This is a genomic window from Pseudarthrobacter sp. GQ63, from assembly GCF_059758765.1.
In genome coordinates this window covers 1-26,642 of sequence record NZ_JCAXEF010000003.1, presented here as the reverse complement: position 1 = coordinate 26,642, position 26,642 = coordinate 1, and the positions used below count along the sequence as shown (strand labels likewise).

At 66.9% G+C, this 26,642-nt stretch carries 18 protein-coding genes and 1 pseudogene; 10 read left to right on the top strand and 9 right to left on the bottom strand.

Translation table 11 applies throughout. The features are described from left to right. Positions 1-6: 6 nt before the first annotated feature. Together AC6CHP_RS07345 and AC6CHP_RS07340 are read left to right on the top strand one after the other, a co-directional pair. Positions 7-933 (top strand): AEC family transporter, encoded by a 927-nt coding sequence (locus AC6CHP_RS07345; protein WP_188730971.1) that lies wholly within the window; start codon positions 7-9, stop codon positions 931-933. A gap of 13 nt (positions 934-946) precedes the next feature. After that, a complete protein-coding gene (locus AC6CHP_RS07340) occupies positions 947-2,083 on the top strand; it encodes an FAD-dependent oxidoreductase (RefSeq protein WP_498228884.1) in 1,137 nt (378 codons plus the stop codon). A 38-nt stretch (positions 2,084-2,121) separates the two neighbouring features. Here AC6CHP_RS07340 and AC6CHP_RS07335 read toward each other — a convergent pair whose 3' ends face one another. The 3 genes from AC6CHP_RS07335 to AC6CHP_RS07325 form a co-directional block, all read right to left on the bottom strand. Continuing rightward, positions 2,122-3,603 (bottom strand): MFS transporter, encoded by a 1,482-nt coding sequence (locus AC6CHP_RS07335; RefSeq protein ID WP_188730966.1) that lies wholly within the window; start codon positions 3,601-3,603, stop codon positions 2,122-2,124. Positions 3,604-3,665: 62 nt separating this feature from the next. Then, positions 3,666-6,296, bottom strand: coding sequence for a trehalase-like domain-containing protein (locus AC6CHP_RS07330; protein WP_498228882.1), 2,631 nt, complete (start codon positions 6,294-6,296; stop codon positions 3,666-3,668). A gap of 215 nt (positions 6,297-6,511) precedes the next feature. After that, positions 6,512-7,501: an LLM class flavin-dependent oxidoreductase gene (locus AC6CHP_RS07325; RefSeq protein ID WP_066279953.1), complete on the bottom strand. Its 990-nt coding sequence runs from the start codon at positions 7,499-7,501 to the stop codon at positions 6,512-6,514. 142 nt (positions 7,502-7,643) lie between these two features. On the opposite strand from AC6CHP_RS07325, the gene AC6CHP_RS07320 reads away from it, so the two are divergent. Continuing rightward, positions 7,644-8,516 (top strand): aldo/keto reductase, encoded by an 873-nt coding sequence (locus tag AC6CHP_RS07320; RefSeq protein WP_191036243.1) that lies wholly within the window; start codon positions 7,644-7,646, stop codon positions 8,514-8,516. Between the two features lie 57 nt (positions 8,517-8,573). After that, the gene (locus tag AC6CHP_RS07315) at positions 8,574-9,272 is read left to right on the top strand and encodes a type 1 glutamine amidotransferase domain-containing protein (RefSeq protein ID WP_498228879.1); all 699 of its coding nucleotides are present in this window, start codon (positions 8,574-8,576) and stop codon (positions 9,270-9,272) included. Positions 9,273-9,364: 92 nt separating this feature from the next. Here AC6CHP_RS07315 and AC6CHP_RS07310 read toward each other — a convergent pair whose 3' ends face one another. Next, positions 9,365-11,689 carry a coiled-coil domain-containing protein gene (locus tag AC6CHP_RS07310; RefSeq protein WP_498228877.1) on the bottom strand — a complete coding sequence of 775 codons (2,325 nt, stop codon included), beginning with the start codon at positions 11,687-11,689 and terminating at the stop codon, positions 9,365-9,367. Between the two features lie 250 nt (positions 11,690-11,939). Here AC6CHP_RS07310 and AC6CHP_RS07305 point away from each other — a divergent pair, with 250 nt between their 5' ends. The 6 genes from AC6CHP_RS07305 (at position 11,940) to AC6CHP_RS07280 (ending at position 20,650) form a co-directional block, all read left to right on the top strand. After that, a complete protein-coding gene (locus AC6CHP_RS07305; protein WP_498228875.1) occupies positions 11,940-12,536 on the top strand; it encodes a TetR/AcrR family transcriptional regulator in 597 nt (198 codons plus the stop codon). Between the two features lie 360 nt (positions 12,537-12,896). Then, positions 12,897-14,393 (top strand): aldehyde dehydrogenase family protein, encoded by a 1,497-nt coding sequence (locus AC6CHP_RS07300; RefSeq protein ID WP_498228873.1) that lies wholly within the window; start codon positions 12,897-12,899, stop codon positions 14,391-14,393. Beyond that, complete coding sequence (locus AC6CHP_RS07295) at positions 14,394-16,049, top strand: GMC family oxidoreductase (protein ID WP_498228871.1); 1,656 nt, start codon at positions 14,394-14,396, stop codon at positions 16,047-16,049. 77 nt (positions 16,050-16,126) lie between these two features. Then, complete coding sequence (locus AC6CHP_RS07290; protein WP_498228869.1) at positions 16,127-17,728, top strand: APC family permease; 1,602 nt, start codon at positions 16,127-16,129, stop codon at positions 17,726-17,728. 150 nt (positions 17,729-17,878) lie between these two features. Further along, a complete protein-coding gene (locus AC6CHP_RS07285; RefSeq protein WP_498228867.1) occupies positions 17,879-19,588 on the top strand; it encodes a helicase HerA-like domain-containing protein in 1,710 nt (569 codons plus the stop codon). 69 nt (positions 19,589-19,657) lie between these two features. Then, entirely contained in the window at positions 19,658-20,650 is a 993-nt protein-coding gene (locus AC6CHP_RS07280) for a hypothetical protein (protein WP_188730945.1), read from the top strand. A 48-nt stretch (positions 20,651-20,698) separates the two neighbouring features. On the opposite strand, the gene AC6CHP_RS07275 is transcribed toward AC6CHP_RS07280, so the two are convergent. The 5 genes and pseudogenes from AC6CHP_RS07275 to AC6CHP_RS07255 all read right to left on the bottom strand — a co-directional run bounded on the left by AC6CHP_RS07275 (position 20,699) and on the right by AC6CHP_RS07255 (position 26,358). Then, positions 20,699-21,268, bottom strand: a complete 570-nt coding sequence (locus tag AC6CHP_RS07275) for an endonuclease domain-containing protein (RefSeq protein WP_498229287.1) — start codon at positions 21,266-21,268, stop codon at positions 20,699-20,701. A gap of 180 nt (positions 21,269-21,448) precedes the next feature. Further along, positions 21,449-21,580 (bottom strand): annotated as a pseudogene (locus tag AC6CHP_RS07270) (type IV toxin-antitoxin system AbiEi family antitoxin domain-containing protein); the annotation flags it as partial. 175 nt (positions 21,581-21,755) lie between these two features. Beyond that, positions 21,756-23,780, bottom strand: a complete 2,025-nt coding sequence (locus AC6CHP_RS07265) for an NHL domain-containing thioredoxin family protein (RefSeq protein WP_498228865.1) — start codon at positions 23,778-23,780, stop codon at positions 21,756-21,758. After that, positions 23,780-25,954: a bifunctional copper resistance protein CopD/cytochrome c oxidase assembly protein gene (locus AC6CHP_RS07260; protein WP_498228863.1), complete on the bottom strand. Its 2,175-nt coding sequence runs from the start codon at positions 25,952-25,954 to the stop codon at positions 23,780-23,782. Before AC6CHP_RS07260 ends, AC6CHP_RS07265 begins: the two co-directional genes overlap by 1 nt. Before the next feature lie 116 nt (positions 25,955-26,070). Then, on the bottom strand, positions 26,071-26,358 hold the full coding sequence (locus tag AC6CHP_RS07255; RefSeq protein ID WP_009358243.1) for an HU family DNA-binding protein: 288 nt from the start codon (positions 26,356-26,358) through the stop codon (positions 26,071-26,073). Positions 26,359-26,642: the final 284 nt, after the last annotated feature.

Genomic DNA, 26,642 nt, shown 5'->3' with positions numbered 1-26,642 from the left:
TGTCCCATGCTAGGCGTGCTGGCGGGTTTCTTTGTGGTGTGGTGCATCATCCTGGTGGGCTGGTTCGTGGGCCGGCAGAAGATCCTGGGTGACAACGCCCGGCAGGTGCTGAGCTCCCTCACGTTTTTCGTGGCCAGCCCGGCACTGCTCTTTGAAACCCTCAGCAAGGCGCGCCTCGCCGAAGTCTTCGCGGCTCCGCTGCTGGTAGCGGCGGTGTCCGCCACCGCCACCGCCATGATCTTCTTTGCCATTGCCAAGTTCTGGCTTAAACGTTCGCTTCCCGAGTCGCTGATGTCCTCCATGGCGGCGTCGCTGGTCAACTCGGCCAACCTGGGCATCCCCATCGCGGTCTACGTGCTGGGCGACGCCAGCTACGTGGCGCCGCTCCTGATCTTCCAGCTCGCCTTCTTCACGCCGCTGTTCCTGATGCTCCTGGACTCGAGCACCAGCAGCCACCGCACCACGCCGCTGAACTTCGCTGTGATGATCCTGCGGAACCCCATGATCGTCGGCTCGGCGCTGGGCCTGCTGGTGGCGGGCACCGGATGGAAGGTGCCTGACCTGGTCATGGAACCGATCCACCTGATCGGCGGCGCAGCGATTCCCGCCATGCTGATTGCGTTCGGCATGAGCCTGAACGGCACCCGCCCGCTGCAGGCCTCCGCGGCCCGCCGCGTAGACACGCTCCTTGCCAGCGCGTTCAAGCTCGGCGTCCAGCCGGCACTTGCCTATCTCTTTGCCCGCTTCCTGCTGGGGCTGGAGGGCCACATCCTGTTCGCCGTCGTCGTGACCGCCGCGCTGCCAACCGCGCAGAATGTCTTTGTGGCCGCCAGCCGCTACAAGACCGGCCTTACCGTGGCCAAGGACACCGTTTTGATAACCACCGTGGTGGCAGTGCCGGCCATGATCGGCGTGGCGCTGCTGCTGACCTGACCCTGGAGGGCTGATGGAAACTGTTGTGGACACCGTGGTGATCGGCGGCGGGGCGATGGGCTCGGCGGCCGCGTGGGCGCTCTCGCGCCGCGGCCGGCAGGTGACGCTGGTGGAGCAGTTCGGGCCCGGTCACCGGATCGGCGCCTCCCACGGCACCACCCGCAACCTGAACCCGGGCTACCACCAACCCGAGTACGTTGCCATGCTGGCCGAGGGGCTTGCCCTCTGGGACGAGCTTGAGGAGGAAAGCGGCGAACAGCTGCTGGCGCGCACGGGGGTGGTCAACCACGGGCCGGAGCCGCTGTTCGCCGACGTTGCCGCCGCCCTGGAGCAGGGCGGGATCCGCGCCGAATTCCTCCACCCCGAAGAGGCGGCGGAACGCTGGCGCGGCATCCGCTTCGACCAGCAGGTACTCCATCTGCCCGACGGCGGCCAGCTCAACCCCGACGCTGCGCTCCCCGCCATGCAGCGGCTCGCCGTGGCCCGCGGCGCCGAGATGCGGCACCACACCAGGGTGGTGGACTTCCAGGTCATGGACGACGGCGTCCGGCTGGTGGTGGAGTCCGTTGCGGGAACGGAGGTGCTCGCCGCGGCGCAGGTGGTGGTGACGGCCGGCGGCTGGACGGAAAAACTCCTGGGCGGAGCGGTCACCAACGGCTCCGGGCTGAGGATTCCTCAGCTGCGCGTCACCCAGGAGCAGCCGGCGCACTTCCGGGTCAAGGACCCGGGAGCAGCGTGGCCTGGTTTCAACCACTACCCGGGCACCGGGTCGGAGTACCGGAACTGGTACTCCCCGGTGTACGGGATGCAGACCCCGGGTGAGGGAATCAAGGCCGGCTGGCACGGAGTAGGCCCCGTGGTGGATCCGGACCGGCGGTCCTTCCTTCCGGAGCCGGTGCAGCTCGCCGCCCTCCAGGAGTACGCCCGGACATGGCTGCCCGGGGTGGACGCCGACTCCTTCGAGGCGGTCAGCTGCACCTACACCACCACCCCGGACGAGGACTTCGTCCTGGACCGGATCGGCCCCGTGGTGATCGGCGCCGGATTCTCGGGCCACGGTTTCAAATTCACCCCCGTCATCGGCCGGGTCCTTGCGGACCTGGCCACCGGCACCCGGCCCGCTCCGGAGATCTTCCGCGCTGGCCGCTGATCGCCGCCGCTGGGTTCCGAAAGTTAGCTTGGGGCAGGCTATCGGGAGCTGTCCTCCGCGTCGGTGAGGACCGGCTCCCCGCTGCCCCCGCCGTCTTCACTGCCGTCCTTTGTGGCCGCCCGCACGGCAGGCATTGCCAGGACTGCTGCCACCGTCAGGACCCCGGCCGCAAGGGCGGCCACGAAGACCGCACCGGAAGCGGCCACCACCGCCGGGCCGTTGCTGCCGCCTCCGGACGTTTGCCCATAGATGGCGTTGGCCACGGCGCCGAAGACGGCCACGCCCAGTGCGCTCCCGATGGACCGGGCGAACATGTTGGTGCTGGTGACCACGCCCCGCTCATTCCAGGAAACGCTGGACTGGGCAGCGATGAGGGTGGGGGTGGCCACCAGCCCCAGGCCGAGTCCGACGATGAAGCAGCTGGCGGCGACCAGCGCCACACTGGGAGCAGCAGCGGTGAGTGCAAGGACCGCGAGGCCGGCCACGGTGATGGAGATGCCGATGAGCGCTGTGGCCTTGAACCCGATCCGCAGGTAGAAGCGTCCGGCCTGCGAGGCGCTGATCGGCCAGCCCAGGGTGAGTGCCGCCAAAGCCAGCCCGGCCACCAGTGGCGAGCTGGCCAGCGCACCTTCCAGGAACGTGGGCACGTAGGACGTCAGCCCGATCATGACGGCGCCGACGCCGAAGGACACGAGGGCTGTGGTGCCAAGAAGCCGGCGGGATACCACCCAGGATGGCAGCACCGGTTCCGCCGCGCGCCGTTCCACCACGAGGAACAGGGCGAGCAGCACCCCGCCCACGGCAAAGATGCCAAGACTCACCGGTGAAGTCCAGGCCCAGCCCTGGCCGCCCTCGAGGGCGCCAAGGATCAACAGGCCAAGCGAAGCCGCCAACAGGCCCGCACCGGCGTAGTCCACGCGGTGTTTGGCTCTTTCCACGTTCTCGTGCAGGGTCCGGACGAGCATCCATCCCGCCAGAAGGCACAGCGGGATGTTGACCAGGAAGATTCCGCGCCAGAAGCCCACTGCGGCAAATATGCCGCCCAGGCTTGGTCCCACCACGGAGGAAACCGCCCACACGCTCGCAAGGTAGCCCTGGACCTTGGCCCGTTCCTCCAGCGAGTAGATGTCCCCTGCGATGGTGATGGAGACAGGCAGCACTGCGCCGGCTCCGAGTCCCTGCAGGGCACGGAAGGCGATCAGCGCGGGCATGCTCCAGGCGATGCCGCAGAGTACGGACCCGAGGAGGAACAGCCCGATGCCCGCAAGGATGATCGGTTTGCGGCCCACCATGTCCGAGAGTTTTCCGTAGATGGGCACGGAGACGGCTTGTGCCAGCAGGTACGCCGAAAAGAGCCAGGGGAACGACTCGAACCCGCCGATGTCCCGGACAATCGACGGAACGGCCGTGGCCACGATGGTGGAATCGATGGCCACCAACCCGGTGGCGAGCATCAGGGCAATGAGGATGGGGCCCCGTTCAGAACGGAAGCCCACTCCCTGGGCGCGGGTGGCGGACATGGGTCTCGTTTCGGTTTCCGGGTGGTGTCACCTCCACTCTAGGTACCCAGGAAGAACGCCGATTATCGTTTGTCCTGGTGTTCGTCCAGGATCCGGGCGCAGCGGATGAAGCCGAGGTGGGAGTAGGCCTGGGGGTGGTTCCCCAGGTGCGTTTCGGTGCCGGGATCGTACTCCTCCGGCAGCAGCCCGGTGGGCCCGAAGAGGTTCACCAGCTGGTCGAAGAGGTCCCAGGCTTCCTCGATCCGGCCCGTGGCAACATACGCCTCGATCAGCCAGGTGGTGCAGATGTGGAAGCCGCCCTCCAGCCCCGGCAGGCCGTCGTCGTACCGGTACCTGAACACGGTGGGACCCACCCGGAGTTCCCGCTCCACGGCGGTGACGGTATCCAGGAACCGCTGGTCCGTGACGTCCAGGAGCCCGGAGAGCCCGATGTGCAGGACGGCGGCATCCAGGTCCGGGCTGTCATAGGCCACCGTGTAGGACTTCGCGGACTCGTCCCAGCCCTCCCGCAGGACTTCGTCCCTGATGGTGGCGGCCACCGGCGCCCAGGCTGCCTCGGGAGCCCGACCGTGGCGGGAGGCCGTGCGGAGTGCGCGGTCAAGGGTCACCCAGCACATCACTTTGGTGTAGATGTGGTGCCGCGGTGCCCGGCGGGCCTCCCAGATGCCATGGTCGGGTTCGTGCCAGCGGGCCAGGACTGCTGACGCCATCTGGACCATCAGTTCCCAGTGTTCGTCGGCGAGTGCCCCCTCCCGTTCACTCAAGGCTAGGATCAGCTCGGCGATGGGGCCAAAGACATCCAGCTGGACCTGGTGGTCAGCTGCGTTGCCGATCCTCACGGGTCGGGACCCGGCGTACCCGGGCAGGCTGTCGATGACGGCTTCCGTGGAAAGGGGTGCGCCCGTTACGGAATAGAGGGGGTGCAACCATTCGGGGCCGGGGGCGTGCTCAAGGATCCGGCCCAGCCAGGACAGGAAGCCCGCGGCCTCCCGGGTGGAGCCCAGGTCCACCAGCGCGTTGACCGTCATGGAACCGTCCCGCAGCCAGCAGTACCGGTAATCCCAGTTCCTCGTCCCGCCGATCCCTTCGGGCAGCGAGGTTGTGGGAGCCGCCAGGACCGCGCCCGTGGGCTCATGCACCAGGGCACGCAGCACCAGGGCCGACCGCCGGACCAGGGATGGTTTGACGCCCGGCAGGACGAGCCCCTGCACCCACTGCCGGGCATGCAGCGCCACCGCGGAGCGCCGGTCCGCCTCACTTTCGGGTACCGCGGGCTGGTGCTCCGTGTCTCCACAGCGCAGATTCAGCACCACCGGACCGTCCTGCAGGTTGACGGCGGCGGTGGCCGTGGCATGGCGCCCGTCCGAAGTTATGCTGAAGGTCACGCCCGGCGCCAGCAGGATGAACGGCTCCGAGGTTCCTACCACGTGCAGTTCCTCGCCGCGGGCCTCCATGCTGAACGGGGCGTTGGCGTAGTCCGGCCGGGGGGCAAAGGTGATCCTGGCGGCGCCATTGCCGGAGAGCACCCGGACCAGACTGGTGATGCCGTCCGGGGCCGGCTCCAGGTAGTCCGTCACCGTGACGTCCGCCCACCGGGTTTCAACAATCATGGTGCTGTCCACGTAGCGCTGCCCCAACACCTGGGAGGCCTTGACCGGCTCCACCGAAAAATGGCCTGCGGCGTCACCGCCCAGGATGTGCGCGAACAGCGATCCGGAGTCAGGCAGGGGGTGGCTCATCCAACAGATTTTCGCGTCCGGTGTCACCAGGGCGGTAGAGGATCCGTTGCCGATCAGGCTGTGCCGTTCCAGGCCCACGGCGTCCTCGCCGAACAGCCAGGCACGCCGCAGCTCGAACAGGATCGCCAGCACCCGGGCGAAGGATTCCGGGTCGCGGAGCCGGAAGGAGGCGGAAGTCTCCCCCGGGCCCACCCGCAATCCCATGTCCGGACCGCGCAGGGTGGCCATAGCCAGCTCATCGCTGTCAGCGTCACCCGCATACATGGCCGCGCTGGCTCCCAGCCGGGACCGCAGGCTTTCCAGGGCCTCCGCCTTGGACGGCTCCACCACGGACAGGTCCAGCACGGAGCCATCCACAATGAAGTGCAGTCCGTGGGAGCGGGCCAGCTCCCGTGCGGTGTCCGTCACGGCAGCCACGATGTCCGGGGCGGCGGGCCGGGTGTGCACCGAAACGGCCACTGGTTTGCGCTCTATCCAGATGCCCTTCTGGAACCCCACGGCCTCGTTGAGCGCGGCGTGGACTTTTTGCAGGACAGACTCGGTGGCGAGGGTCTGCTGGTGCGCGAACCCCATGTCGAATTCGGCGCCGTGCGAGCCCACCAGGTGCACCTCCGCCGGCAGGCGTGATACAGCGGCGAGGTCACGCAGCGACCGCCCGGAGATGACGGCGGCGTGGGTGTTGGGTAGCGCTGCCAGGGCGCGCAGCGCGATGGCGGCACTTCCCAGCGGGAGCGTCTCGGTGGAGATGCCTTCGGCGTCGCACAGGGTTCCACCGTAATTGCAGGCCACAATCAGCCCCGGTACCCGGGCCAGCACCTTCAGTTCGGCCAGCAGCGCAGGCGTGAGCCCTTCGTTGGCGGCGTCGGACTGGACGAATGTCCGGAGCATGCCCAGCGGCAGGGACCTGGTGAGCAGTGCGGAATCCGCGACGCTTTGGTTCAACGGCGTTGGCATCCATGTACCCCTTTGAGGCAGGACCGGGCCGGTACTACAGCCGCTGGATCTCCTGCGGGCTACCGGTTGGTGCCCCTCCCCGGGGTTCCCGGAACTCCGGAGGGGGCACTCCCATCGTCAGCCTCAGCGGTTACCCCCGAAAGTCCCCTGTATTGCGTATGTGTAAAAGTCTGCGGTCCCTGCGGCTGCATGCACGGCGGGCGATAACTGCCCGCTCAAACCCGTGCCAGCCCCGCGGCTTCGGCCAGGAGCTCCACGGACCGCAGCCGGGCGTCCGTGCCGGTGCTCTGGTGCGCCACGATGAGCTCGTCGGCGTCGGCGTGCCGGCCGAAACTGTCCAGGTAGTCCATGACGACGTCGGGCGTTCCCACCGCGGAATACGTCATCATTTGGGAGACGTGCTGCCCCTGCGGCGAATCGAGGATCATGTCCGCCTCGTCGTCCGTGAACTCGCGGCCGCCGCCGAAGAACAGCGACACCCGGGCACGCTTGGTGGCCTGCATCATGGCCTGCGCTTCGGAGGCCGAATCGGCGGCAATGACGTTCACACCGGCGATGACATGCGGGGCATCCAACTGCGCCGAGGGCTTGAACTCCCGGCGGTAGAGGGCCACCGCGTCCTGCAGGGCGTTCGGGGCAAAGTGGGAGGCGAACGCGTACGGCAGCCCCAGCTGGGCGGCGAGGCGCGCGCCGAACAGGGACGAGCCCAGGATGTACAGCGGCACGTTCGTGCCCTTGCCGGGGGTGGCTTCCACGCCCTGGATCCGGGTGGGCCCGGTGAGATAGCCCTGGAGCTCCAGGACGTCCTGCGGAAAGCTGTCGGCGGACATCGGGTCCCGCCGCAGCGCGCGCATGGTGTTCTGGTCACTTCCCGGCGCACGTCCCAGGCCAAGGTCGATGCGGCCCGGATGCAGGGTTTCCAGCGTGCCGAACTGCTCGGCGATGGTCAGTGGTGAGTGGTTGGGCAGCATGACGCCGCCGGCGCCGAGGCGGATGCTTTCGGTGTGAGCGGCGACGTGGGCTATGAGCACGCTGGTGGCGGAGGAGGCGATCGAGGACATGTTGTGGTGCTCGGCGTACCAGACGCGGCGGTACCCCAGCTTTTCCGCGCTCTGTGCCATGGCCACGCTGCCCGCGAAGCTCTCCGCCGCCGTCTGGCCCTTCCCGATGGTTGCCAGGTCAAGGATGGAGAGGGGGAGAGTCACGTCGGGTGCCGGCCTTTCAAAGCTGTTCATTGGGTTCGCGCCCGCCGGATCGCGGCAGGCACTTGATGCATAACGACGGCGGGGGCCGGCTTATTTCAACCCGTCCAGGAATACTCAGCAAACTTATGATGTTGCCGCCCCTATGAGCCTGAATACGTCGAACCAGCTGGAACTGTCCGCAACGATTGACCTGAAGGACCTGGGAACCGTTCACCGGCTTGGCTTTGGTGCCATGCGCATTGTCGGTGACGGTGTGTGGGGTGAGCCCGCTGACCGCAGCACCGCGGTCCGGGTGGTGCGCCGCGCCGTCGAACTCGGGGTGGACTTCATCGACACCGCCGACTCCTACGGCCCCAACATCAGTGAAGAGATCCTGGCTGAGGCGCTGCACCCCTACAAGGACGGACTGAAGATTGCCACGAAGGTGGGCTTCACCCGCACCGGCCCCAACCAGTGGATTCCCGTGGGCCGGCCGGAGTACCTGCGCCAGCAGACGGAACTCAGCCTGCGGAAGCTCAAGGTGGACACTTTGGACCTGCTGCAGCTCCACCGGATTGACCCCAAGGTGGACGCTGAGGAGCAGTTCGGTGTGCTCCGCGAGCTCCAGGACGAGGGCAAGGTCCGGGCGCTGGGCCTCTCGCAGGTCAGCGTTGAGGAACTCGAAGCCGCCGGAAGGCACTTCACCGTGTCCACCGTCCAGAACCGGTACAACCTCACGGACCGCAGCTCCGAGGATGTCCTGCGTTACTCGGAGGAAAACGGCATCGGCTTCATCCCGTGGGCCCCGATTTCAGCGGGCGAGCTTGCCCAGCCGGGCGGGCCGCTGGATGAGGCTGCGAAGCGCCTTGGTGCCACCACCTCGCAGGTGGCGCTGGCGTGGCTGCTGCGCCGCTCCCCCGTGATGATGCCGATCCCCGGCACCGGGTCCGTGAAGCACCTGGAAGAAAACCTGGCCGCGGCCAATGTCACGTTGGACGAGGACACCTACGCTGAACTTGAAGCCGCAGCCGGATAACCGCGGCGGATGGAGAAGCAGCACGGCAAAACAGTCCCCAACGACAGGAGTAACACCATGGCAAACATTCTGATGGTTGTATCCGCAGCCGATTCCCTCACCATGAAGGACGGCAGCGAACACCCCACCGGTTTCTGGGCCGAGGAGCTGGTGGTGGCACACCAGACGCTGCTCGACGCCGGCCACACGGTCCACCTCGCCACCCCCGGCGGGGCTAAACCCACAGTGGACCAGGTCAGCCTGGCCGCGGAATCCGCGGGCGGCGAGGACCGCGCGAAAGGCTTCCGGGACTACCTGGCGTCCATCGACGGCGAGCTCTCGAACCCGCTGGTGCTTGCCGACGTCGACCCTTCCGCCTATGACGCCGTGGTGATGCCGGGCGGGCACGGACCCATGGCCGACCTGTACAAGGACGCCGACCTGGGCCGGCTGCTGGTGTCAGCCAACAAGGACGGCAAGGTCATTGCCCCCTTCTGCCACGGTCCCGCCGGGCTGCTCAGCGCAACGGACGACGACGGCACGTTCGTTTTCGCCGGACGCCGCCTGACCGTTTTCACGAACGAGGAAGAGCTGGGCGGCGGCACGGGCGAGAACACGCCGTGGCTGGTGGAGGACGCGCTGAAGGAGAAGGGTGCGGTGATTGAGAACGGGGCCGCCTGGACCTCCAACGTGGTCCGCGACGGCAACCTCATCACCGGGCAGAACCCGCAGTCCAGCGAGGACGTCGCCAAGGAAGTCATCAAGGCACTGGGCTGATCCTGGCCACACAAAGCTGACATGGAGGGGCCAGGTCATGGTGACCTGGCCCCTCCGTGTACCGCGCTGCCTTAGGCGCCACAGTCCAAGGCTCAGACGGCGCAGCCTCCCAGGGCGATCGTTCCGTCGATGGCTTTGATTTGTGTCTGAACCGCACCAAGCTGGGCCTGCAGGCCAGTGACCACCGCCCGCTGCGCGGTGATCGTGAAGTTATTCTGCTTCTTTTGGGCCTGCAGCGTAAGCAACGTTCCCTGGGCCGCGGTCAACTGTCCATCGAGGGTTGTCAGTTGGGACTGCAGGTCCTTGAGGGCTGCTTCGGTGGTGCTGATTTCATCATTCAGCTGGTTGAGCTGATCCAAGAGCGGCGCCACCCTGGTTTGGAGGGTAACGATTTCAGCCTCCTTGGCCTTGATGTCCGCGTTCAAATCGCCCAGCCGGGCGACCAACCCATCCATGATCAGGTTGAGGGCGACGATCTGGCTGGTCTTTCCCTCAACCGCCTCATTGGCTGCATCGACGTCGGCCTGCAGGGCGGGAAGCTGGCCCTGCAGGGTGGAAAGCTCAGCTTTCTTGTCCTCCACCGCGACGGCCGCCAACACCTCCGCTTCCTGGGCGCTCTCCAGGGTTGACCTCTTCTGAGCCAGGTCTTCGTTCTGGTCCGCAATGGCTTGCTGCGCAGACTCAACGTGCTCGGCAAGCGTTGACAAGGCCTCTTCCAGGCCTGCCACAACCTCCTCCTGCGCAGCGACGGCAGCCGCAGCCCCGGCCGCTGCCTTCTGAGCTGCCGTCAATTCCTGCTGGAGCCCATCCAGGACCGCCTGCTGGCCGGCCACCGCGCTGTTGGCCTTGGTGACGGCATCCCCGAGTGCCGGGAGTTCGGCTTTCAGGGCCGTAATTTCTCCTTCCTTCAAGGCAACCGCTACGTTAGCCGCGGTAAGTGTCGCCTGCAGGGGTGCTGCCTGCTGCTGCAGCGAACTGCTTTCCTGTTGCTTTACCAGCAACTGGGTGGTCAGCGAGGTCACCTGGCTGTTCAGGGTTGCGAGGTCGCCCTGGAAGCTCGAGATCAGCGCTGTCTTGTCGGCAATCTGCGCGTCGACGCCGGCGAGCAGCGCCTGTTTGGCAGTGCGCTGGGTGATGAGGCCATTTGCACTGCCATTCGTTTTTTCAATTTTCGCCGTCAGGTCCGCAATATCTGCTTCATATGTGCTCTTGGCCAGCTGAAGCTGGCCCAGTTCATTTTGCGCCGTGATCAAGTCGCTCTGCGTGGCAACGACGGCAGCGTTTGCGGTATTGACCTGCTCTGTGAGCGTCATAATGTCAGCGGCGACGCTAGTCAGGCTGCCGGCGTTGACCTCTATGGCCTCTGCAGCAGCAGCCGCGGCGGCCTGAAGGCCTTCGAGCTCTTCCTCCGCAGATGTGATCTGGCCGTTCTTCGCGGTAAGTGCAGCGGCAGCTGTGCGTGCCGCCGCCTGAAGATTCTCCAGCTGGCCCTGGGCTGCGGCCACCTGAGTTGCCTTTGCCGTAACCGCAATGCCTGCCTCCGCAGCGACATCCTCAAGGTTGGCCAGGGCAAGTTTTGCAGCATCCACGAGGCCCTGCTGCTTCTGCAGAGCCTCGCCGGCTGTCACTCCCGCCGCTTCGAGGCGGTCGAGCTCCATCTCCCCTGCTTTGACGGCTTCGCGTGCGGCAGCCACGTCGTCTGCCGCTTTCGCGGCCGCAGTTTCGAGGGCGGTGAGCTGGTCTTGAGCAACTGCAATCTGGGCCTTTTTGTCCGCGAGCGCGTCAGCGGCCTCGGTTGCCGCCTGCTCCAGCGCGAGGAGCTCGGCCTTCGCTGCGTCAATATTGTCCTGGGTGCCAGCGATGTCTTTTGCAACGGCGGCGGCCTCGACCCTGAGGTCCTCGGCTGCCGCCTCCGCGGCAGCTTTGTCCTCCTGCAGCGGTGTAAGTTCGGCGACGAGGTTGGCCTTGTCTTCCTGCAGCTTGGCGAGGGTTGCTGTCGTCGAATCTATGGTTGCCTGCACAGCACCCTTATCAACGGTGAGCTGTGCGATATCCGACTCGGCCACCTTCAGGGCACCCTCCAGCACAGCTGCCTCCTCCGCCAACCTGGCAGATTCCCCGTCCAGTGCGGTGATCTCCGCCTTCAGCGTGTCCATTTCCTCCTGGAGCGGTACCCGCTCCGCCTGGAGCCTGGCGATGACATCAGCATTCTTCTTCGCAACTGCCTTCAGCAGGTTCTCCTGGACGGGGCCGCGGTGCGCCAGCTGGTTCACCACCCCATTGCAGATCCCGGCGTTGGCGCTGGTACCTGCGGCGGCCGGCTGGATCAGCACGAGGCTGCTGGTGAGCAGGCCCGGCAGGACGACGGCGGCCGCGAGCCGGCGTGAGAGGACAGACTTGGACGGGGAAGTGCGCATGCGAGCTCCTGTTGAGACCATCGGGCGGCCCACTCTGGCCGCTGCCTGGACTAACGGTAGGCGGCGGCAGGGCGGAGCACACGCGTAATCCCCCACCCGTCTTTCCGCTTAAGTACTCGTTTTCCCACGGCGGCCGACATCGCCACTACTTGGTGTACCTGGACCGCTGGGGAACCCCCGCCCCGCTCCAGCAGGGCGGGATTCTCCTGCGTAAAGTGCGCTCCTCCTGCTTTGGCAATAGTGTGGCCGGATGGGGACAAATACCGTGAACTCCGGCGAACAGGTTGACAGGCAGTCGCGCATTCTCGAAGCGGCCCTGGATCTGCTCTCGCGCCACGGTATCTCGGGCGTCAGCATGCGGGCCGTGGCCCGTGAAGCCGGCGTCGCGCTGGGCCTCGTCAACTACTACTTCGACGACAAGATGAGCCTGATCCGGGCGGCACTGCACAGCGTAGACGAGCACGACCTGAGGCTGGTGGCACCGGACCCGTCGTTGGCCCCGGATGAGCAGCTCCGCAAAGCCCTGCACCGGGTTGCCGGCGCGGATCTGCTGACCACGCGGTACCTGTCCCTCCGCCTGCACCTCTGGGCCCTCGCGCAGGCCCACGAGGATTTTGCCCTGATCAACGCCGCTGCCTTCGACCGGTACCTGGACGGGCTGGCGGCGCTGGTGTCCGCTGCACACCCCGCGCTGCCGCCAGAGGAATGCAGGGATCGTGCGGCGGACATCGTCGTGGTCCAAAACGGTATGTGGCTGACAGCCCTTCTTGGGATTGACAAGGCAGCCATCCAGCGGAGCATCGCCCGCACCGAGCAGATAGCCTTTGCCCCGCCGCGGGACAACTAACTTCCGGCCGGGCCTCCGGCGCCAGGCACCACACGTCAGGCCAGCCGGGCGCATCCCGGCGCTTCACATTGAACACTTGTTCAAGAAATCTATTGAACGTCCGTTCAACCTCGGTTACTCTCCTTCGTATGACATACGCCACACCACGCCACGGCGTCACTCCCAGTCCCTGGGTTTCCCTTCCGCTCGCCGGTCCCCGATAAAGCGTCTGGACAGCGCACGGCCCCCGTGCCGCCCGTTTCCGCGCACGCCAAGCCTTGCCCCGCGCTGCGGGGCCTCAGCACAAACTGCAGCCCAGCGCCCGCGGCGGCCCCCGGCCCCGCCCCAGGGCCGCCACAGTCCTACACCCCAGGAGACAGCATGACCGAAACAGCCTCCACCCTTTTCATCAACGGCGCATGGGAGCCGGCGGCATCCGGCGCCGTACGCCACATCCGCAACCCGGCCGACGGCGAGCTGGCGGCCACAGTGTCCGAGGCCGGCCGTGAAGATGCCGGGCGGGCCATCGCCGCAGCCCGCGCGGCCTTCGACTCCGGCATATGGTCCTCGGTCCCGGCCCCCGAGCGCGGAACCTTCCTGCTCAAGGTCGCAGCGGAACTGCGCGAACGCCGCGAAAAGTTTGCCCGCGCCGAGTCGCTGGACACCGGAAAGCGCATGGTGGAAAGCCGCATCGACATGGACGACGTCGCCGCCTGCTTTGAGTATTTCGGCAGGCTCGCCGGGCAGCAGTCCGGCCGCGTGGTGGACGCCGGGAACCCCGCCGTCGCCAGCAGGATCGTCTATGAACCCGTGGGCGTCTGCGGCCTGATCACGCCCTGGAACTATCCCCTGCTCCAGGCCGCGTGGAAGATCGCACCGGCGCTGGCCGCCGGCTGCACCTTCGTCCTCAAACCGTCCGAGCTGACGCCGTCCACCGCCATCCTGGCCATGCAGCTGCTGCAGGATCTCGGCCTGCCGGCGGGCGTGGCCAACCTGGTGACCGGACCGGGTGCGGAGGCGGGCGCACCGCTCTCGGAACATCCCGCCGTCGACCTCGTCTCCTTCACCGGCGGGCTGGAAACCGGCAAGCGCATTGCCGCGGCCGCCGCAGGCACCGTCAAGAAGGTGGCGCTGGAACTGGGCGGCAAGAACCCCAACGTGGTGTTCGCCGACGCTGACTTCGATGCCGCCGTCGACAATGCCCTCAACGGTGCCTTCGTCCACTCCGGGCAGGTCTGCTCCGCCGGGGCGCGGCTGGTGGTGGAGGAATCGATCGCCGAACGCTTCGTGGACGAGCTGGTCCGCCGTGCGCAGGGCATCCGCTTCGGCGGCCCCTTCGATGACGACGCCGAAACCGGGCCGCTGATTTCCGCGGCCCACCGCGACAAGGTCCACGCCTACGTCCAGCGCGGCATCCAGGAGGGTGCGCGGCTGCGGACCGGCGGTGCGGCACCTTCCGGGGAGAAGTACGACGGCGGGTTCTACTACCAGCCCACCATCCTGGACCGCGTCCAGCGGAGCATGTCCGTGGTGGTGGACGAGGCCTTCGGCCCGGTGGTGACGGTGGAGACGTTCCGCACCGAGGACGAGGCCGTGGCCACGGCCAACGACACCGTCTACGGACTGGCCGGCGCAGTCTGGACCCAGGACGCCGGCAAGGCGCAGCGTGTGGCCGGCCGGCTGCGGCACGGCACAGTCTGGATCAACGACTACCACCCCTACCTCCCCCAGGCTGAATGGGGCGGCTTCGGGCAGTCCGGCGTCGGCCGTGAACTCGGCCCCACCGGCCTGGCGGAGTACCAGGAAGCCAAGCACATCTACCAGAACACCAGCCCGCAGGTAACCGGCTGGTTCGCTGACCACAGCAAGGAGAACTAGATGCACGTCGACAACATCGAGGACCTCACCGGGCGCGCCTTCGACTACATCGTGATCGGCGGCGGATCCGCCGGCGCCGCAGTGGCCGCCCGCCTGAGCGAGGACCCGGACGTGACCGTGGCCCTGGTGGAAGCCGGCCCGGATGACCGGAACCTTCCCAAGATCCTGCAGCTGGACCGCTGGATGGAACTGCTCGAATCCGGCTACGACTGGGACTACCCGGTGGAACCGCAGGAAAACGGCAACTCCTTCATGCGGCACGCCCGGGCCAGGGTCATGGGCGGCTGCTCCAGCCACAACTCCTGCATCGCCTTCTGGGCTCCCCGCGAGGACCTGGACGAGTGGGAGTCCAAGTACGGCGCCACCGGCTGGAACGCCGACGCCGCCTGGCCGCTGTACAAGCGGCTGGAAACCAACGAGGACGCCGGCCCGGACGCACCCCACCACGGGGACTCAGGCCCGGTGCACCTGATGAACGTGCCCCCGGCGGATCCTGCCGGCGTCGCACTCCTGGACGCCTGCGAGCAGGCCGGCATTCCGCGCGCGAAGTTCAACACCGGCAACACCGTGATCAACGGTGCCAACTTTTTCCAGATCAACCGCCGCGCGGACGGCACCCGGTCCTCCAGCTCGGTCTCCTACATCCATCCGATCATCGACCGCGAAAACTTCACCCTGCTGACCGGCCTCCGCGCCCGCCAGCTGGTGTTCGACGCGGACAAGCGCTGCACCGGCGTGGACGTGGTGGACTCGGCCTTCGGCCGGACCCACCGGCTGTCCGCGCACCGCGAGGTGATCCTGTCCACCGGCGCCATCGACTCCCCCAAGCTGCTGATGCTCTCCGGCATCGGCCCGGCGGCGCACCTTGCCGCGCACGGCATCGAGGTGCTGGTGGACTCCCCCGGCGTGGGTGAGAACCTGCAGGACCATCCGGAAGGAGTGGTCCAGTTCGAGGCCAGGCAGCCCATGGTGCAAACGTCCACCCAGTGGTGGGAGATCGGCATCTTCACCCCCACCGTGGACGGCCTGGACCGCCCGGACCTGATGATGCACTACGGCTCCGTCCCTTTCGACATGAACACGCTGCGGCACGGTTACCCCACCACGGAGAACGGCTTCAGCCTCACCCCGAACGTCACGCACGCCCGCTCCCGCGGCACCGTCAGGCTGCGGAGCCGCGACTTCCGCGACAAGCCCATGGTGGATCCGCGCTACTTCACGGACCCGGACGGGCACGACATGCGGGTCATGGTGGCGGGGATCCGCAAGGCCCGCGAAATCGCCGCCCAGCCAGCTCTGGCGGAATGGGCCGGCCGGGAACTCTCGCCCGGGGTCGAGGCGCAGACGGACGAGGAACTGCAGGACTACATCCGCAAGACGCACAACACCGTGTACCACCCCGTGGGCACTGTCCGGATGGGACCGGCCGACGACGACATGTCGCCACTGGATCCCGAGCTGCGGGTCAAGGGCGTCACCGGCCTGCGCGTCGCCGATGCGTCCGTGATGCCGGAACACGTCACGGTCAACCCCAACATCACCGTGATGATGATCGGCGAGCGCTGTGCTGATTTAGTCCGGGCGGACCTCATCCGCGCCGGCGGAAACGGCCAAACCCTGACGGCGGACCTGGAGCTCAGCGCCTCCCTCGCCTGAGTTTCAGGCCATCGACCTTCCGTACGCCGCAGTGCGGACGGTCATCACTATCGTGCTTTTTTGATTGAGGAGTCCACATGGCGGAACCCAGCAAGAGTATTGATTCAAGCGGCATGGACGAGTTTGGCTACGCGCAGACCCTGGACCGGAGCATCGGCAAGTTCGCCAGCTTCGCAGCTGGTGTCAGCTACATCTCCATCCTCACCGGTGTTTTCCAACTGTTCTACTTTGGTTTTTCCATGGCCGGCCCCGCCTACGCGTGGTCCTGGCCCCTTGTCTTCGCCGGCCAGCTGATGGTGGCCCTGTGTTTTGCCGAACTGGCGGGCCGCTACCCGGTGGCGGGATCGGTGTACAACTGGGCCAAACGGCTCGCGTCGGGCACCTCGGCCTGGCTGGCCGGGTGGCTGCTGATGCTCTCCTCCATCGTGGCGCTGGGCTCCGTGGCACTGGCCCTGCAGCTCACCCTGCCCCAGCTCTGGTCCGGCTTCCAGTTCGTCGGTGACGGCACCGGCCCCTACGATTTCGCCATGAACGGCGTGGTGCTGGCCAGCATCATGATCACCATCTCCACCCTCATCAATGCGTTCGGCGTGAAGCTCATGACCCGGATCAACAGCATCGGCGTTTTCGTGGAGCTGAGCGCAGCCGTGCTCCTCATCCTCGCGCTGGGCTGGCACGTGGTGCGCGGGCCCGAGGTCCTCTTTGACACGGCCGGCTTCGGCGAAGGCCACGACCTCGGCTTCTTCGGCGTTTTCCTTATCGGCGCCATGGCATCGGGCTACGTCATGTACGGCTTTGACACCGCCAGCTCGCTCGGGGAGGAAACGAAAGACCCCAAGCGCACGGCACCCAAGGCCATCCTGCGGGCCATCACGGCCTCGTTCGTGCTGGGTGGCCTGATCCTGCTGTTCGGCATCCTGGCCGCACCGGACCTTGCGGACCCCAAGGTGGGCTCGGCCGACGGCGGGCTGCAGTACATCGTGCTGTCCGTCCTGGGCGGACCGTTCGGCAAGGCCTTCCTTGCGTGCATCGTTGTGGCCGTGGTGGTCTGCACCCTGGCCGTCCATGCCGCCGCCATCCGCATGATGTTCGCCATGGCCCGGGACAACAACCTGCCGTTCAGCCGGCAGCTGAGCAAAGTGGACCCGGTCCGCAGGACCCCGACTGTTGCGGCGATCGTGATCGGCATCCTGGCCGTGATGCCACTGCTCATCAACGTCACGCAGCCCGCGATTTTCACGATCATGTCCAGCATCAGCATCGTCCTGATCTACCTCTCCTACCTCCTGGTCACCGTGCCCATGCTGCGCAACCGCCTCCTGAAGAAGTGGCCGCTCGCCGCAGACGGCTCCGAGCCCGGCTTTTCCCTGGGCAAGTGGGGGCTGCCGGTGAACATCCTGGCAGTCCTGTGGGGCGGTGCCATGACGCTGAACCTGGTGTGGCCGCGCCCGGAGATCTACAACTCGGTGCCGCCGTTCGAGTGGTACCTGCAGTGGGGCGGGGTGATCTTCGTTGCCGCCGTCACCGTTGGCGGGGCCCTGCTCTACCGGCTGAAGATCCGCCACCAAACGGGCGTGCTCGCCGAGCATGCCGCGGCCGTCGCGGCCCATCCGTCATCGGGTGCCGCGCTGCAGGCCGCTCCTGCTGAACAGGACGTGGCGGACGCCAAAGTGTCCTAGAACAGCTCCCAGACTGGCAGCTGCACCCTGGCAGTTCCCAATGAAAGGTCGACGGCGGCACCCACCTGAGTGCCGTCGTCGACCTTACTCGCGGGGATGGAACTGACGGCATACCCGCTACGGAAGCGCACGCGCCGCTAAGCTAACGCCATGGCCAACAAAACCACAGCAGAGAAGCTCGCCACCCTCCAGAAGGGCTACACGCTGGAAGGCGCCACCATCGAATTGGGGGCCGCCATCATCGACGGCGAACTCCACAAGGACGCGCCGGTGCGGTTGCCGCTCTCGATGATGAACCGGCACGGACTGGTGGCCGGTGCCACCGGCACGGGCAAGACCGTCACGCTGCACATGATGGCCGAGCAGCTTTCCACCGCCGGGGTGCCGGTCTTCCTGGCCGACATCAAAGGCGACCTGTCCGGCCTGGCCACGGCCGCCACCGGCAGTGAAAAGCTCACCGCACGCACCGAGGGCATCGGGCAGGCCTGGCAGGGCCGGACGTTTCCGGTGGAGTTCCTGGCCCTGGGCGGCGACGGCAACGGCGTCCCGGTACGCGCCACGGTGTCCTCGTTCGGGCCCATCCTGCTCTCACGGATCATGGAGCTGAACGACACGCAGGAATCGAGCCTGCAGCTGGTGTTCTACTTCGCGGACAAGAACGGCCTGGAGCTCATCGACCTGAAGGACCTCCGCGCGGTGATCCAGTTCCTCACCTCGGCTGAAGGCAAGAACCAGCTCGAGGAACTCGGCGGGCTGTCCAAGGCCACTGCCAGCGTTATCCTGCGGGAGCTGGTGAGCCTTGAGGCGCAGGGCCTGGAGAAGTTCTTCGGCGAGCCGGAATTCGACACCGCGGAGCTGCTGCGGACCGCCCCGGACGGACGCGGGGTGATCACCTGCCTGGAGCTGCCCACCCTGCAGACCAAGCCCATGCTGTTCTCTACCTTCCTCATGTGGCTGCTGGCCGATCTTTTCGAGGACCTGCCCGAGGCCGGCGACCTCGACAAGCCCAAGCTGGTGTTCTTCCTCGACGAAGCCCACCTCCTCTTCAACGACGCCTCCAAAGCCTTCCTGGAGGCCATCACCACCACGGTCCGGCTCATCCGGTCCAAGGGCGTGGGGATTTTCTTCGTCACCCAGACCCCCAAGGACGTCCCGGCGGAGGTCCTCGGCCAGCTGGCCAACCGGGTGCAGCACGCCCTCCGCGCGTTTACTCCCGAGGACGCCAAGGCCCTCAAAGCCACGGTGTCCACGTTCCCCATGAGCGACTACGACCTCGAGGAGACGCTCACCTCCGCAGGCATTGGCGAGGCCGTCATCACGGTCATGAACGAGAAGGGCGCCCCGACACCTGTGGCGCTCACCAGGCTCCGCGCCCCCGAGTCCGTGATGGGCCCCAGCGACGAAGCCCTGGTCCGGAGCACCGTGGCAGGGTCGGCCCTGCTGGCAAAGTACGGGACAGCCGTGGACAACCACTCAGCCTTCGAAAAACTGGCAGGGAAGGCCGCCGCGCCCACCGGACCCGCAGCAGCTGGAGCGCCGCCTGTGCCCGGCGGAACCGTTCCGGGCGGGGCACGCCAGGACGACGTTGACGCCGAGGCACGCCGGATCGAGGAAGAGATCCTTGGACGGCCCAGCAGCAGGCCGGCCCCGTCAGCCGAAACAATGCGCCGCAAGCCCGCCGAAACCGCCCCGGCCCCGCGCCCGGGTGCGGGAGACTCGATGGTGGGCGACATCGGCGGGATGCTCGGCGGCGCCCTGGGCGGCGGGCTCAAGAGCATGGCCAGGTCCATCGGCACCCAGCTCGGACGGGAACTGCTGCGCGGCGTGTTCGGCACGTCGTCCCGGCGCCGCCGCCGCTAAAAGGTACCGCATCCAGCTGACTCAACTGCCGCCGTCGGACGCATGGCGGGTAACGTATGGAACGTGCAGATGAGTCAAGCGTTGGTGAGGATCGCGGCCGGATGGCTGCTGGGACTCATGCTTGCCATCGCCGGCGCCGTGGTGGCGGTGAACCTGGTCAACAACACCGTGGCCAGCCCGCAGCAGCCCGTGCGCGAATATCTGGACGCGCTGCAGAGCGGCGACGGCGGGAAGGCGCTGGGGCTGCTCCGCGCCACTGTCCCGCCCAGCAACGCCGCCATGCTCGACGGCACGGCCCTGCAGACCGCGACGTCCCGGTTCACGAATGTGGATATCGGTGACGCCGAGGAACGCCCGGACAACCAGGTCATGGTGCCCCTGGAGTACACCATTGACGGCAGCCGGCTCCGCACCGAATTCCTGCTGCGCAAAACCGGGACCGAGTGGATCTTCTTCAACACCTGGGCTTTCGTTCCGTCCAGGCTGCCCACGGTGGACATCACGGTGGTCAATTCCAGTGAGGCCACCGTCAACGGCGTGCCCGTCAACATGCCCAACGGCCGGAACTCCTTTGCGGTCTTCTACCCCGGCGAGTACGAAGCCTCCGTGAACGGGGAGTACTTTTCGGCAGCCCCCACCCGTGCCACGGTGACGGCACGGGACGCCCCGGTGGCGCCGCTCAACCTCCTCACCCAGGCCACGGACAACCTGAAGAAGGACGTGTCCGCGAAGGTCAGGGAATTCCTGGACGGCTGCGCTGCCGTCGCCGCCAAGGAGCAGAAACTCCAGCCGGACTGCCCGTTCTACTACGCCAGCAACAACACGGTGCAGGACGGCAGCATCAAGTGGACCGTGACGGAATACCCCAACGTGTCCATTGAACCCTTCGACGGGCGCTGGGTGGTGGCTCCCCTCGACGGCAAAGCCAAGGTGGAGGCCCTCCAGCAGAACCTGTTCACCGGCGCCTGGTACCCCCTCAACGAGGAAGTGGACTTCAGCTTCACCACCCGCCTGGACGTGACCGGGGACACGGTCAAGGTCACCCCGGTACTGAGCTTCTAGGCCCTGCTCCCGCCACACTGGCCCAGTTTTGGTGGCCAAACAGCAGGTTTACCAGCCGTTGTGGCGCCGGCTGGGCGAATAACCGGGCCGGTTTGGTTGCGGCCACCGCAGCGAGCCACGGGCAAGAACCTCGCGGACCTGCGCCAGGACAGCTTCGGGTGAATAAACCACGTCGTCGTAGAAGAATCGCAGCACGGGAAGGCCCTGCAGTATTGCGGAGTTGTCCCTGCGGCGGTCCCTCTTGAACTGCCTGGCCTCAAGATGGAAGGCCAGCCCGTCAATCTCCACGATAAGGAACCCCTCCAACAGGAAGTCAACACGGCCGATGCCATCGATCAACACTTGGGTTTCGGTAAGAATGCCTGCATCCCGGAACAGCACCCGGGCCAGGGTCTCCAGCAGGGAATCCGCGCCCCGGTCAACCTTGGACACCACATTCCGCGCCTTGCCGCACCGGGGTCCGTCCAAGTGGCGGAACAGGTACGGCGGATCGATGTCTCCGCGGTTGTACGCACACTCCACCATTACCAGCGACTCGAGTTCCGGCAGGCAGAGCAGGGCATGAAGCAGAACATCAGGTAGGGCTGCAAGCGTCCGATGGCGGGGCGGCTGCGTCAAGTCGGTACGGTGGCTGATACACCGAACTGCTCTTCGGCCGTTGCTCTGCCAGTAGTGGGGCCTGGCAGGGGGCCGGAGCTGCCACAGGCCGTATGCCGGAGCAGCAGAAACACATGTCATCAGACCGCGGGCGCGTCCGGCCGCCACCAGTTCCGCGTCTGCGTCAGCCACGGCCAGGAGTCCCCGGTCCAGCCGAAGCACCTGGCCGGTGCGGACCGCACGGCGAAGCTCCGTATCCGTGGCACCGGCGGCCAGCACATCACGTCGCAGCAACACTCCGCCAGCTGATCTGAGGATTTCTGTTGGGTCCATCAGGCCACAATGTCCGCCATCCTGGCCCGGCGTCAGCCTCGAGCGGTGCTATGTGAACAATGCGGCCCCACGCTGGCCCCCTTTTGGGGGAAGCAGCAACAAAAAGGCCCGGTTCCCACTCCTCAAGGGGTGGAAAACCGGGCCACTTAGGCAGACTCAGGACGACGGCGGGGCGTCAGTCCATGCCGCGCAGGTCAAGCACCAGTTCGGTGTCGCCGTCGCCCTGCAGCACCACGGGAATGCCCCAGTCCTGCTGGTAGAGGTGGCAGGCGGCGTGGTCCGGGATCTCGCCGTCCTCGGTCTCGGGGCCGTCGCAGGCGGCAGCCCGTGCGGTGATGTGCAGGATTCCCTCCGGCACGTCCGGTGAAAGCTCCATGGTGCGGAGCAGCCCCACCGAGGTTCCGCTGCCGGATGCCAGCAGCTCCGGCGGCGTGGAGGAGATCTTCAGCTGGGTGGGATCGCCCCAGCGGTCATCCAGCTTCTGCCCGGTGGGGGCGGTGAAGCGGACCGTCAGTTCCAGGGGGCCCGGCGCCACGGGGCTCTTGGGCCGGTGCGTCTGGACCGCGCCCTCATCCACCTGCTGGGCTTCCTTGGGGATGGGAACGAACACCACCTGGTGCTTGTTCGCCTCCACCACCACCAGCAGCGGCTCCGACCCGGCCGAGTGCGTGTGGTCCACAATCACGTCGGACGGCTCAAGGAGGCCGCGCGCCAGGGTGGACACTGTGCCGGAGGCGGGGTCGTACCGCCGCACGGCGCCGTTGTACGTGTCGGCCACCGCCACGGAGCCGTCCGGCAGGACAGTAACGCCCAAGGGGTGCTGGAGACGCGCCTCGGCGGCCGCGCCGTCCCGGAAGCCGAAGTCGAACAGCCCCTTGCCGATGGCGGACTCCACGGTGACCGTGCCGTCGTCGTCAATTGCCAGCTTGCGGAGGGCGGACGTTTCGGAGTCGGCCACCCAGATGTTGCCCTCGGCGTCCTCGGCCAGGCCGGAGGGCTGGGCGAACCAGGCCTCGTGGGCCGGACCGTCCAGCAGCCCTTCCAGTCCGTTGCCGGCCACGATGGCCACCGCCCCGGTGAGGGGGTCGAAACTGAAGATCTGGTGCACGCCGGCCATGGCGACCACCACGGCGTTGAGCTTCCTGGACCATACGACGTCCCACGGCGAGCTCAGCGCAACGTCCAACGGGTGCCCGCCGAGCTGGCCGGTGAACCCCGCTGCGTCCTCGTCCACGCGTGCCGGTCCGGCCTCCAGCAGCCGCTGGACGCCGCTGCCGGCAAGGGTGGAGGCCTTACCGTCCGCAAGGGACAGTCCACGGAGCCGGTGGTTGACGGAGTCGGCAATCACGACGTCGTACCCGGCCTTGGCTGCCACGTCTTCCGGCAGCAGGACCAGGCCTTGGGGCTCGTTGAACTGTGCCACGGCGGAATCCCCGGCGGCGGGGCCGTCCGCATGGCCCCTCACGCCGGAGCCAAAGGTGCCCAGAACGGTATGGAAGTCCGTGCCGAGCTCCACCAGCCGGTGGTGTCCCGTGTCGGTGACCAGCCACGAACCCTTGCCGGCGGCACCGTTTCCTGCGGCACCCGCCGCTGCGCCGTCGTCGGACGTTCCCTTCACGGCGGTGGAGCCGCGGCCCGGCGGAAGGAAAAGCGCCTTGCCGGGGAAGCGCAGGGTGCCGGAGGTGGGCTCCGGGGCCACGTACGGGCCGGAGCCGCGGTGCAGCGTCCCCTTGGCCTCATGTTCGGCGATGAGCTCGGGAATCAGCACCGCCAGGCCGTCCGCGTGGCCTTCGCCGGAGAGGTGCGCCACGATGTAGCCCTCGGGGTCAATGACCACCAGGGTGGGCCAGGCGCGGGCAGTGTAGGCCTTCCAGGTCTCCAGCTCGGGATCGTCCAGGACCGGGTGGTGGATCTCGTAGCGCTCAACGGCGGCAGCCAGCGCCAACGGATCGGCCTCATGCTCGAACTTGGGCGAGTGGACGCCCACCGTGACCAGGACGTCGGAGTACTGTTCCTCCAGCGGCCGGAGTTCGTCCAGGACATGCAGGCAATTGATGCAGCAGAAGGTCCAGAAATCCAGCAGCACGATCTTGCCGCGCAGGGCCTCAAGGTCCAGGGTCTTCCCGCCAGTGTTCAACCAGTTGCGGCCCACCAGTTCGGAGGCCCGGACCCGGGCATGCGTGCGTACGGTTTCGCTCATCAGCGTCCTTCCAGCTTGTTGCGTTCAGCCAGCCTGGCGTCGCGTTCGGCCAATTTGGCAAACATATCGTTGTAAGCGGTGAGATCGGCGTCGTTATTCCTGTCCGCCGCCCGGTCAACGCGTTTGGTCTCCCTCTGGTCAGACCGGGACCACATGATGGCGACGCCGAGCGCCACCAGCAGAGTGGGGACCTCGCCGATGCCCCAGGCCACGGCGCCGCCCTTCTGCTGGTCCAGGAGGGCCGAGGGGCCCCACTCCCTGCCCAGGTTCCCGAAGTAGTCCGCGGCAAGGAGGTTGGTCCCGCCCATGATGGCGACGCCGAAGAAGGCGTGGAAGCCCATGGTGGCCAGGAGCAGCAGGAGCCGCATGGGGTACGGCGCCCGGCGCGGCAGCGGGTCGGTGCCGATCATGGTCAGCACAAAGATGTACCCGGTGAGCAGGAAGTGGACAATCATCAGCTCGTGGCCAACGTGCTCCCGCATGGCGAAGCCGAACAGGTCCGAGTAGTAGAACAGCACAATGGAGCCGGCAAAGTTGGCTGCCGCGAAGAGCGGGTGGGTGACCAGCTGGGAGAACTTCGAGTGGATGAACACCAGCAGCCATTCCCGGGCGCCCCTGGAGCCGTCACCCCGGGCAGGCAGGGCCCGCAGGGCGAGCGTCACCGGCGCACCCAGTACCAGGAAGATGGGCGCCACCATGGTCAGTGCCATATGGTCCACCATGTGTGCCGAGAACAGTATGCGGCCATAGACCGACGGCGGGCCGGACGTGATGTAGGTCAGGACCAGGAGGCCGATGATCCAGTTCACGGAACGGAACCACTGCCACGTGTCACCACGCCGGTGGACCTTGGCCACGCCCAGGAAATAGGCCACAAGGCCGAACAGCGCCACGGCAATCCAGAGCCAGTCCAGGCGCCACTCGGTGAGCCACCGCTCCGGTGTCAGTTCAGGGGGAAGTTCGTAGCCCGTGAGGATGAAGGCGGGCGAGGCGTCAGGGGCGAAGGTTGTGGGCTCCGGTGGGGCGGAACGGCCCAGGGCGACGGCGACGCCGGAGGTTGCGCCCATCACCAGGAATTCCGCCAGGACCAGCTGCCAGAGCACGCGCCGTGAAGACATTGTGGAGCCCTTGCGGCCCAGCTGCGGGATCACCCACTGCCGGTGCATGAACCCGATTCCGCCCAGGACAAGGGTGGCCGCTGACTTGGCCAGGATCAGCTGGCCGTAAGGAGAACCAAAGAGGTCTGCCCAGTTGGTGATCCTGATGCTCGCGTTGATGATGCCCGAGGCGAGCACCAGCACGAAGGCGAAGCCCGCGAGCGAGGAGAACCGGCGGAGCGTGGGTTCCGTGATGTCGGCGGAGGCTGCGGCTTTGGGGCCCGTCAGGATTCCGGACAGCAGGGCCAGCATGATGATGCCGCCCACCCAGGTGCTGACACCCACCAGGTGCAGGCCCAGCGAGTTGATGGCACCTTCATGGTCGGCGGAGCTCGAGGAGTGGCCAATCAGTGCGGTGGGTACCAGCCCCACCAAGGCCAGGACCAGCGTCAGCGCAAGTCCCCCGAGGGACCTCACCCCGAAGAGCGCCGTCGTCACAATTGCCGCGATGATGGTCACGGCCAGCCAGGCCCGCCCCGTCTCGATGTCCGTCATGAAGAAGACCAGGGCCTGCGTGAACTCCGCGTCCCCGGAGAGTCCCTGCCCCGCAACGTCAGAGTAGGTCAGGACCAGGACGGCGATGGCGGACAGCGTCCACGCGGCACCTGCTGCGGACGCCACGGCCAGGGCGCGGCTGAAGGCGGGATGCTCCAGCGCTTCACTGCCGGCAGCCTCTTTGGCGCGGCTGCGGGGCCCGGCACTGCGGGGAAGGATACCGACGGCGAAGATCAGGCCGCCGATAACAGTCGCCAACGAGGCGTTATGGATGGCCTTGCTGACGGGGAGGCCCCAGCGGACAAACGCTCCAGGGTCAGAGACCGCCCGGGCGCTGGCCGCACCGGAGAAAATCAGCGCCGCTGCAAGGCCCAGGAACAGGGCGGCCAGCCCGGCCAGCTGCCAGCCCCGGAGGATCCCCAGGGCGCTGCTGTCTTGACCCGGCGCACCGTTGCCCCGCGCTCCCTTGACGGAAACGGACTGGGGGTTGGTGGAACGTGGTTTTGCGGCAGAAGACACCATTCCATTGTCCGCTACGCCTGCCCGGCCCGCGAATCGGCCTTAAAAGCAAAAGGAGCGGCAACCGGGTGGTTGCCGCTCCTTTTCCTGCGCCGGCTACGTGCCGGGGAGGAAGAAGCTTACTTCTTGTTGGAGACTGCAGCCTTCAGCTTGGAGCCGGCGGTCAGCTTGACGCTGTGGCCTGCCGCGATCTGGATGGTCTCGCCGGTCTGCGGGTTGCGGCCCGTACGTGCTGCACGGTCGGTGCGCTCGACGGCGAGCCAGCCCGGGATGGTGATCTTCTCGCCCGCGGCGACAGAAGTCTCGAAAACCTCGAACAGTGCGTCGAGGACGGAGTTGACGGCTGCCTGGCTGGTGCCGGCCTTGCCTGCTACCTCTGCAACAAGTTCACTACGGTTCTTAGCCATTTATGTCCTCCTGGACGGTCATGATTCTGGAGCCTGAACGCGGCATGCGCACAAGCCACTGTTCGAAAACTTACCAGCTTGGGCCCCCCGGTTCCGCAAATTCCGCGTGTTTCCGGCACTTTTTGAGGTTAATCACCGCGTTTTCGGGATTTTCGGCCCCGGATTCAGCCACCAGCGGACGCCCTTTGACTCATTTGCCGGCCCTCCCCCTGGGATGCTCTCTCACTTGATGCGGGGTTTCCCGGGACGATCTCTCACCGGGTGCGGGGTTTCCCGGGACGCTC

Excerpts from the sequence above, each read along its gene's own strand:
- AC6CHP_RS07345 (WP_188730971.1), top strand. The coding sequence starts at position 7 with ATGCTAGGCGTGCTGGCGGGTTTCTTTGTGGTGTGGTGCATCATCCTG.
- AC6CHP_RS07340 (WP_498228884.1), top strand. The coding sequence starts at position 947 with ATGGAAACTGTTGTGGACACCGTGGTGATCGGCGGCGGGGCGATGGGC.
- AC6CHP_RS07335 (WP_188730966.1), bottom strand. The coding sequence starts at position 3,603 with ATGTCCGCCACCCGCGCCCAGGGAGTGGGCTTCCGTTCTGAACGGGGC.
- AC6CHP_RS07330 (WP_498228882.1), bottom strand. The coding sequence starts at position 6,296 with ATGCCAACGCCGTTGAACCAAAGCGTCGCGGATTCCGCACTGCTCACC.
- AC6CHP_RS07320 (WP_191036243.1), top strand. The coding sequence starts at position 7,644 with ATGAGCCTGAATACGTCGAACCAGCTGGAACTGTCCGCAACGATTGAC.
- AC6CHP_RS07315 (WP_498228879.1), top strand. The coding sequence starts at position 8,574 with ATGGCAAACATTCTGATGGTTGTATCCGCAGCCGATTCCCTCACCATG.
- AC6CHP_RS07310 (WP_498228877.1), bottom strand. The coding sequence starts at position 11,689 with ATGCGCACTTCCCCGTCCAAGTCTGTCCTCTCACGCCGGCTCGCGGCC.
- AC6CHP_RS07305 (WP_498228875.1), top strand. The coding sequence starts at position 11,940 with ATGGGGACAAATACCGTGAACTCCGGCGAACAGGTTGACAGGCAGTCG.
- AC6CHP_RS07300 (WP_498228873.1), top strand. The coding sequence starts at position 12,897 with ATGACCGAAACAGCCTCCACCCTTTTCATCAACGGCGCATGGGAGCCG.
- AC6CHP_RS07295 (WP_498228871.1), top strand. The coding sequence starts at position 14,394 with ATGCACGTCGACAACATCGAGGACCTCACCGGGCGCGCCTTCGACTAC.
- AC6CHP_RS07290 (WP_498228869.1), top strand. The coding sequence starts at position 16,127 with ATGGCGGAACCCAGCAAGAGTATTGATTCAAGCGGCATGGACGAGTTT.
- AC6CHP_RS07285 (WP_498228867.1), top strand. The coding sequence starts at position 17,879 with ATGGCCAACAAAACCACAGCAGAGAAGCTCGCCACCCTCCAGAAGGGC.
- AC6CHP_RS07280 (WP_188730945.1), top strand. The coding sequence starts at position 19,658 with ATGAGTCAAGCGTTGGTGAGGATCGCGGCCGGATGGCTGCTGGGACTC.
- AC6CHP_RS07265 (WP_498228865.1), bottom strand. The coding sequence starts at position 23,780 with ATGAGCGAAACCGTACGCACGCATGCCCGGGTCCGGGCCTCCGAACTG.
- AC6CHP_RS07260 (WP_498228863.1), bottom strand. The coding sequence starts at position 25,954 with ATGGTGTCTTCTGCCGCAAAACCACGTTCCACCAACCCCCAGTCCGTT.
- AC6CHP_RS07255 (WP_009358243.1), bottom strand. The coding sequence starts at position 26,358 with ATGGCTAAGAACCGTAGTGAACTTGTTGCAGAGGTAGCAGGCAAGGCC.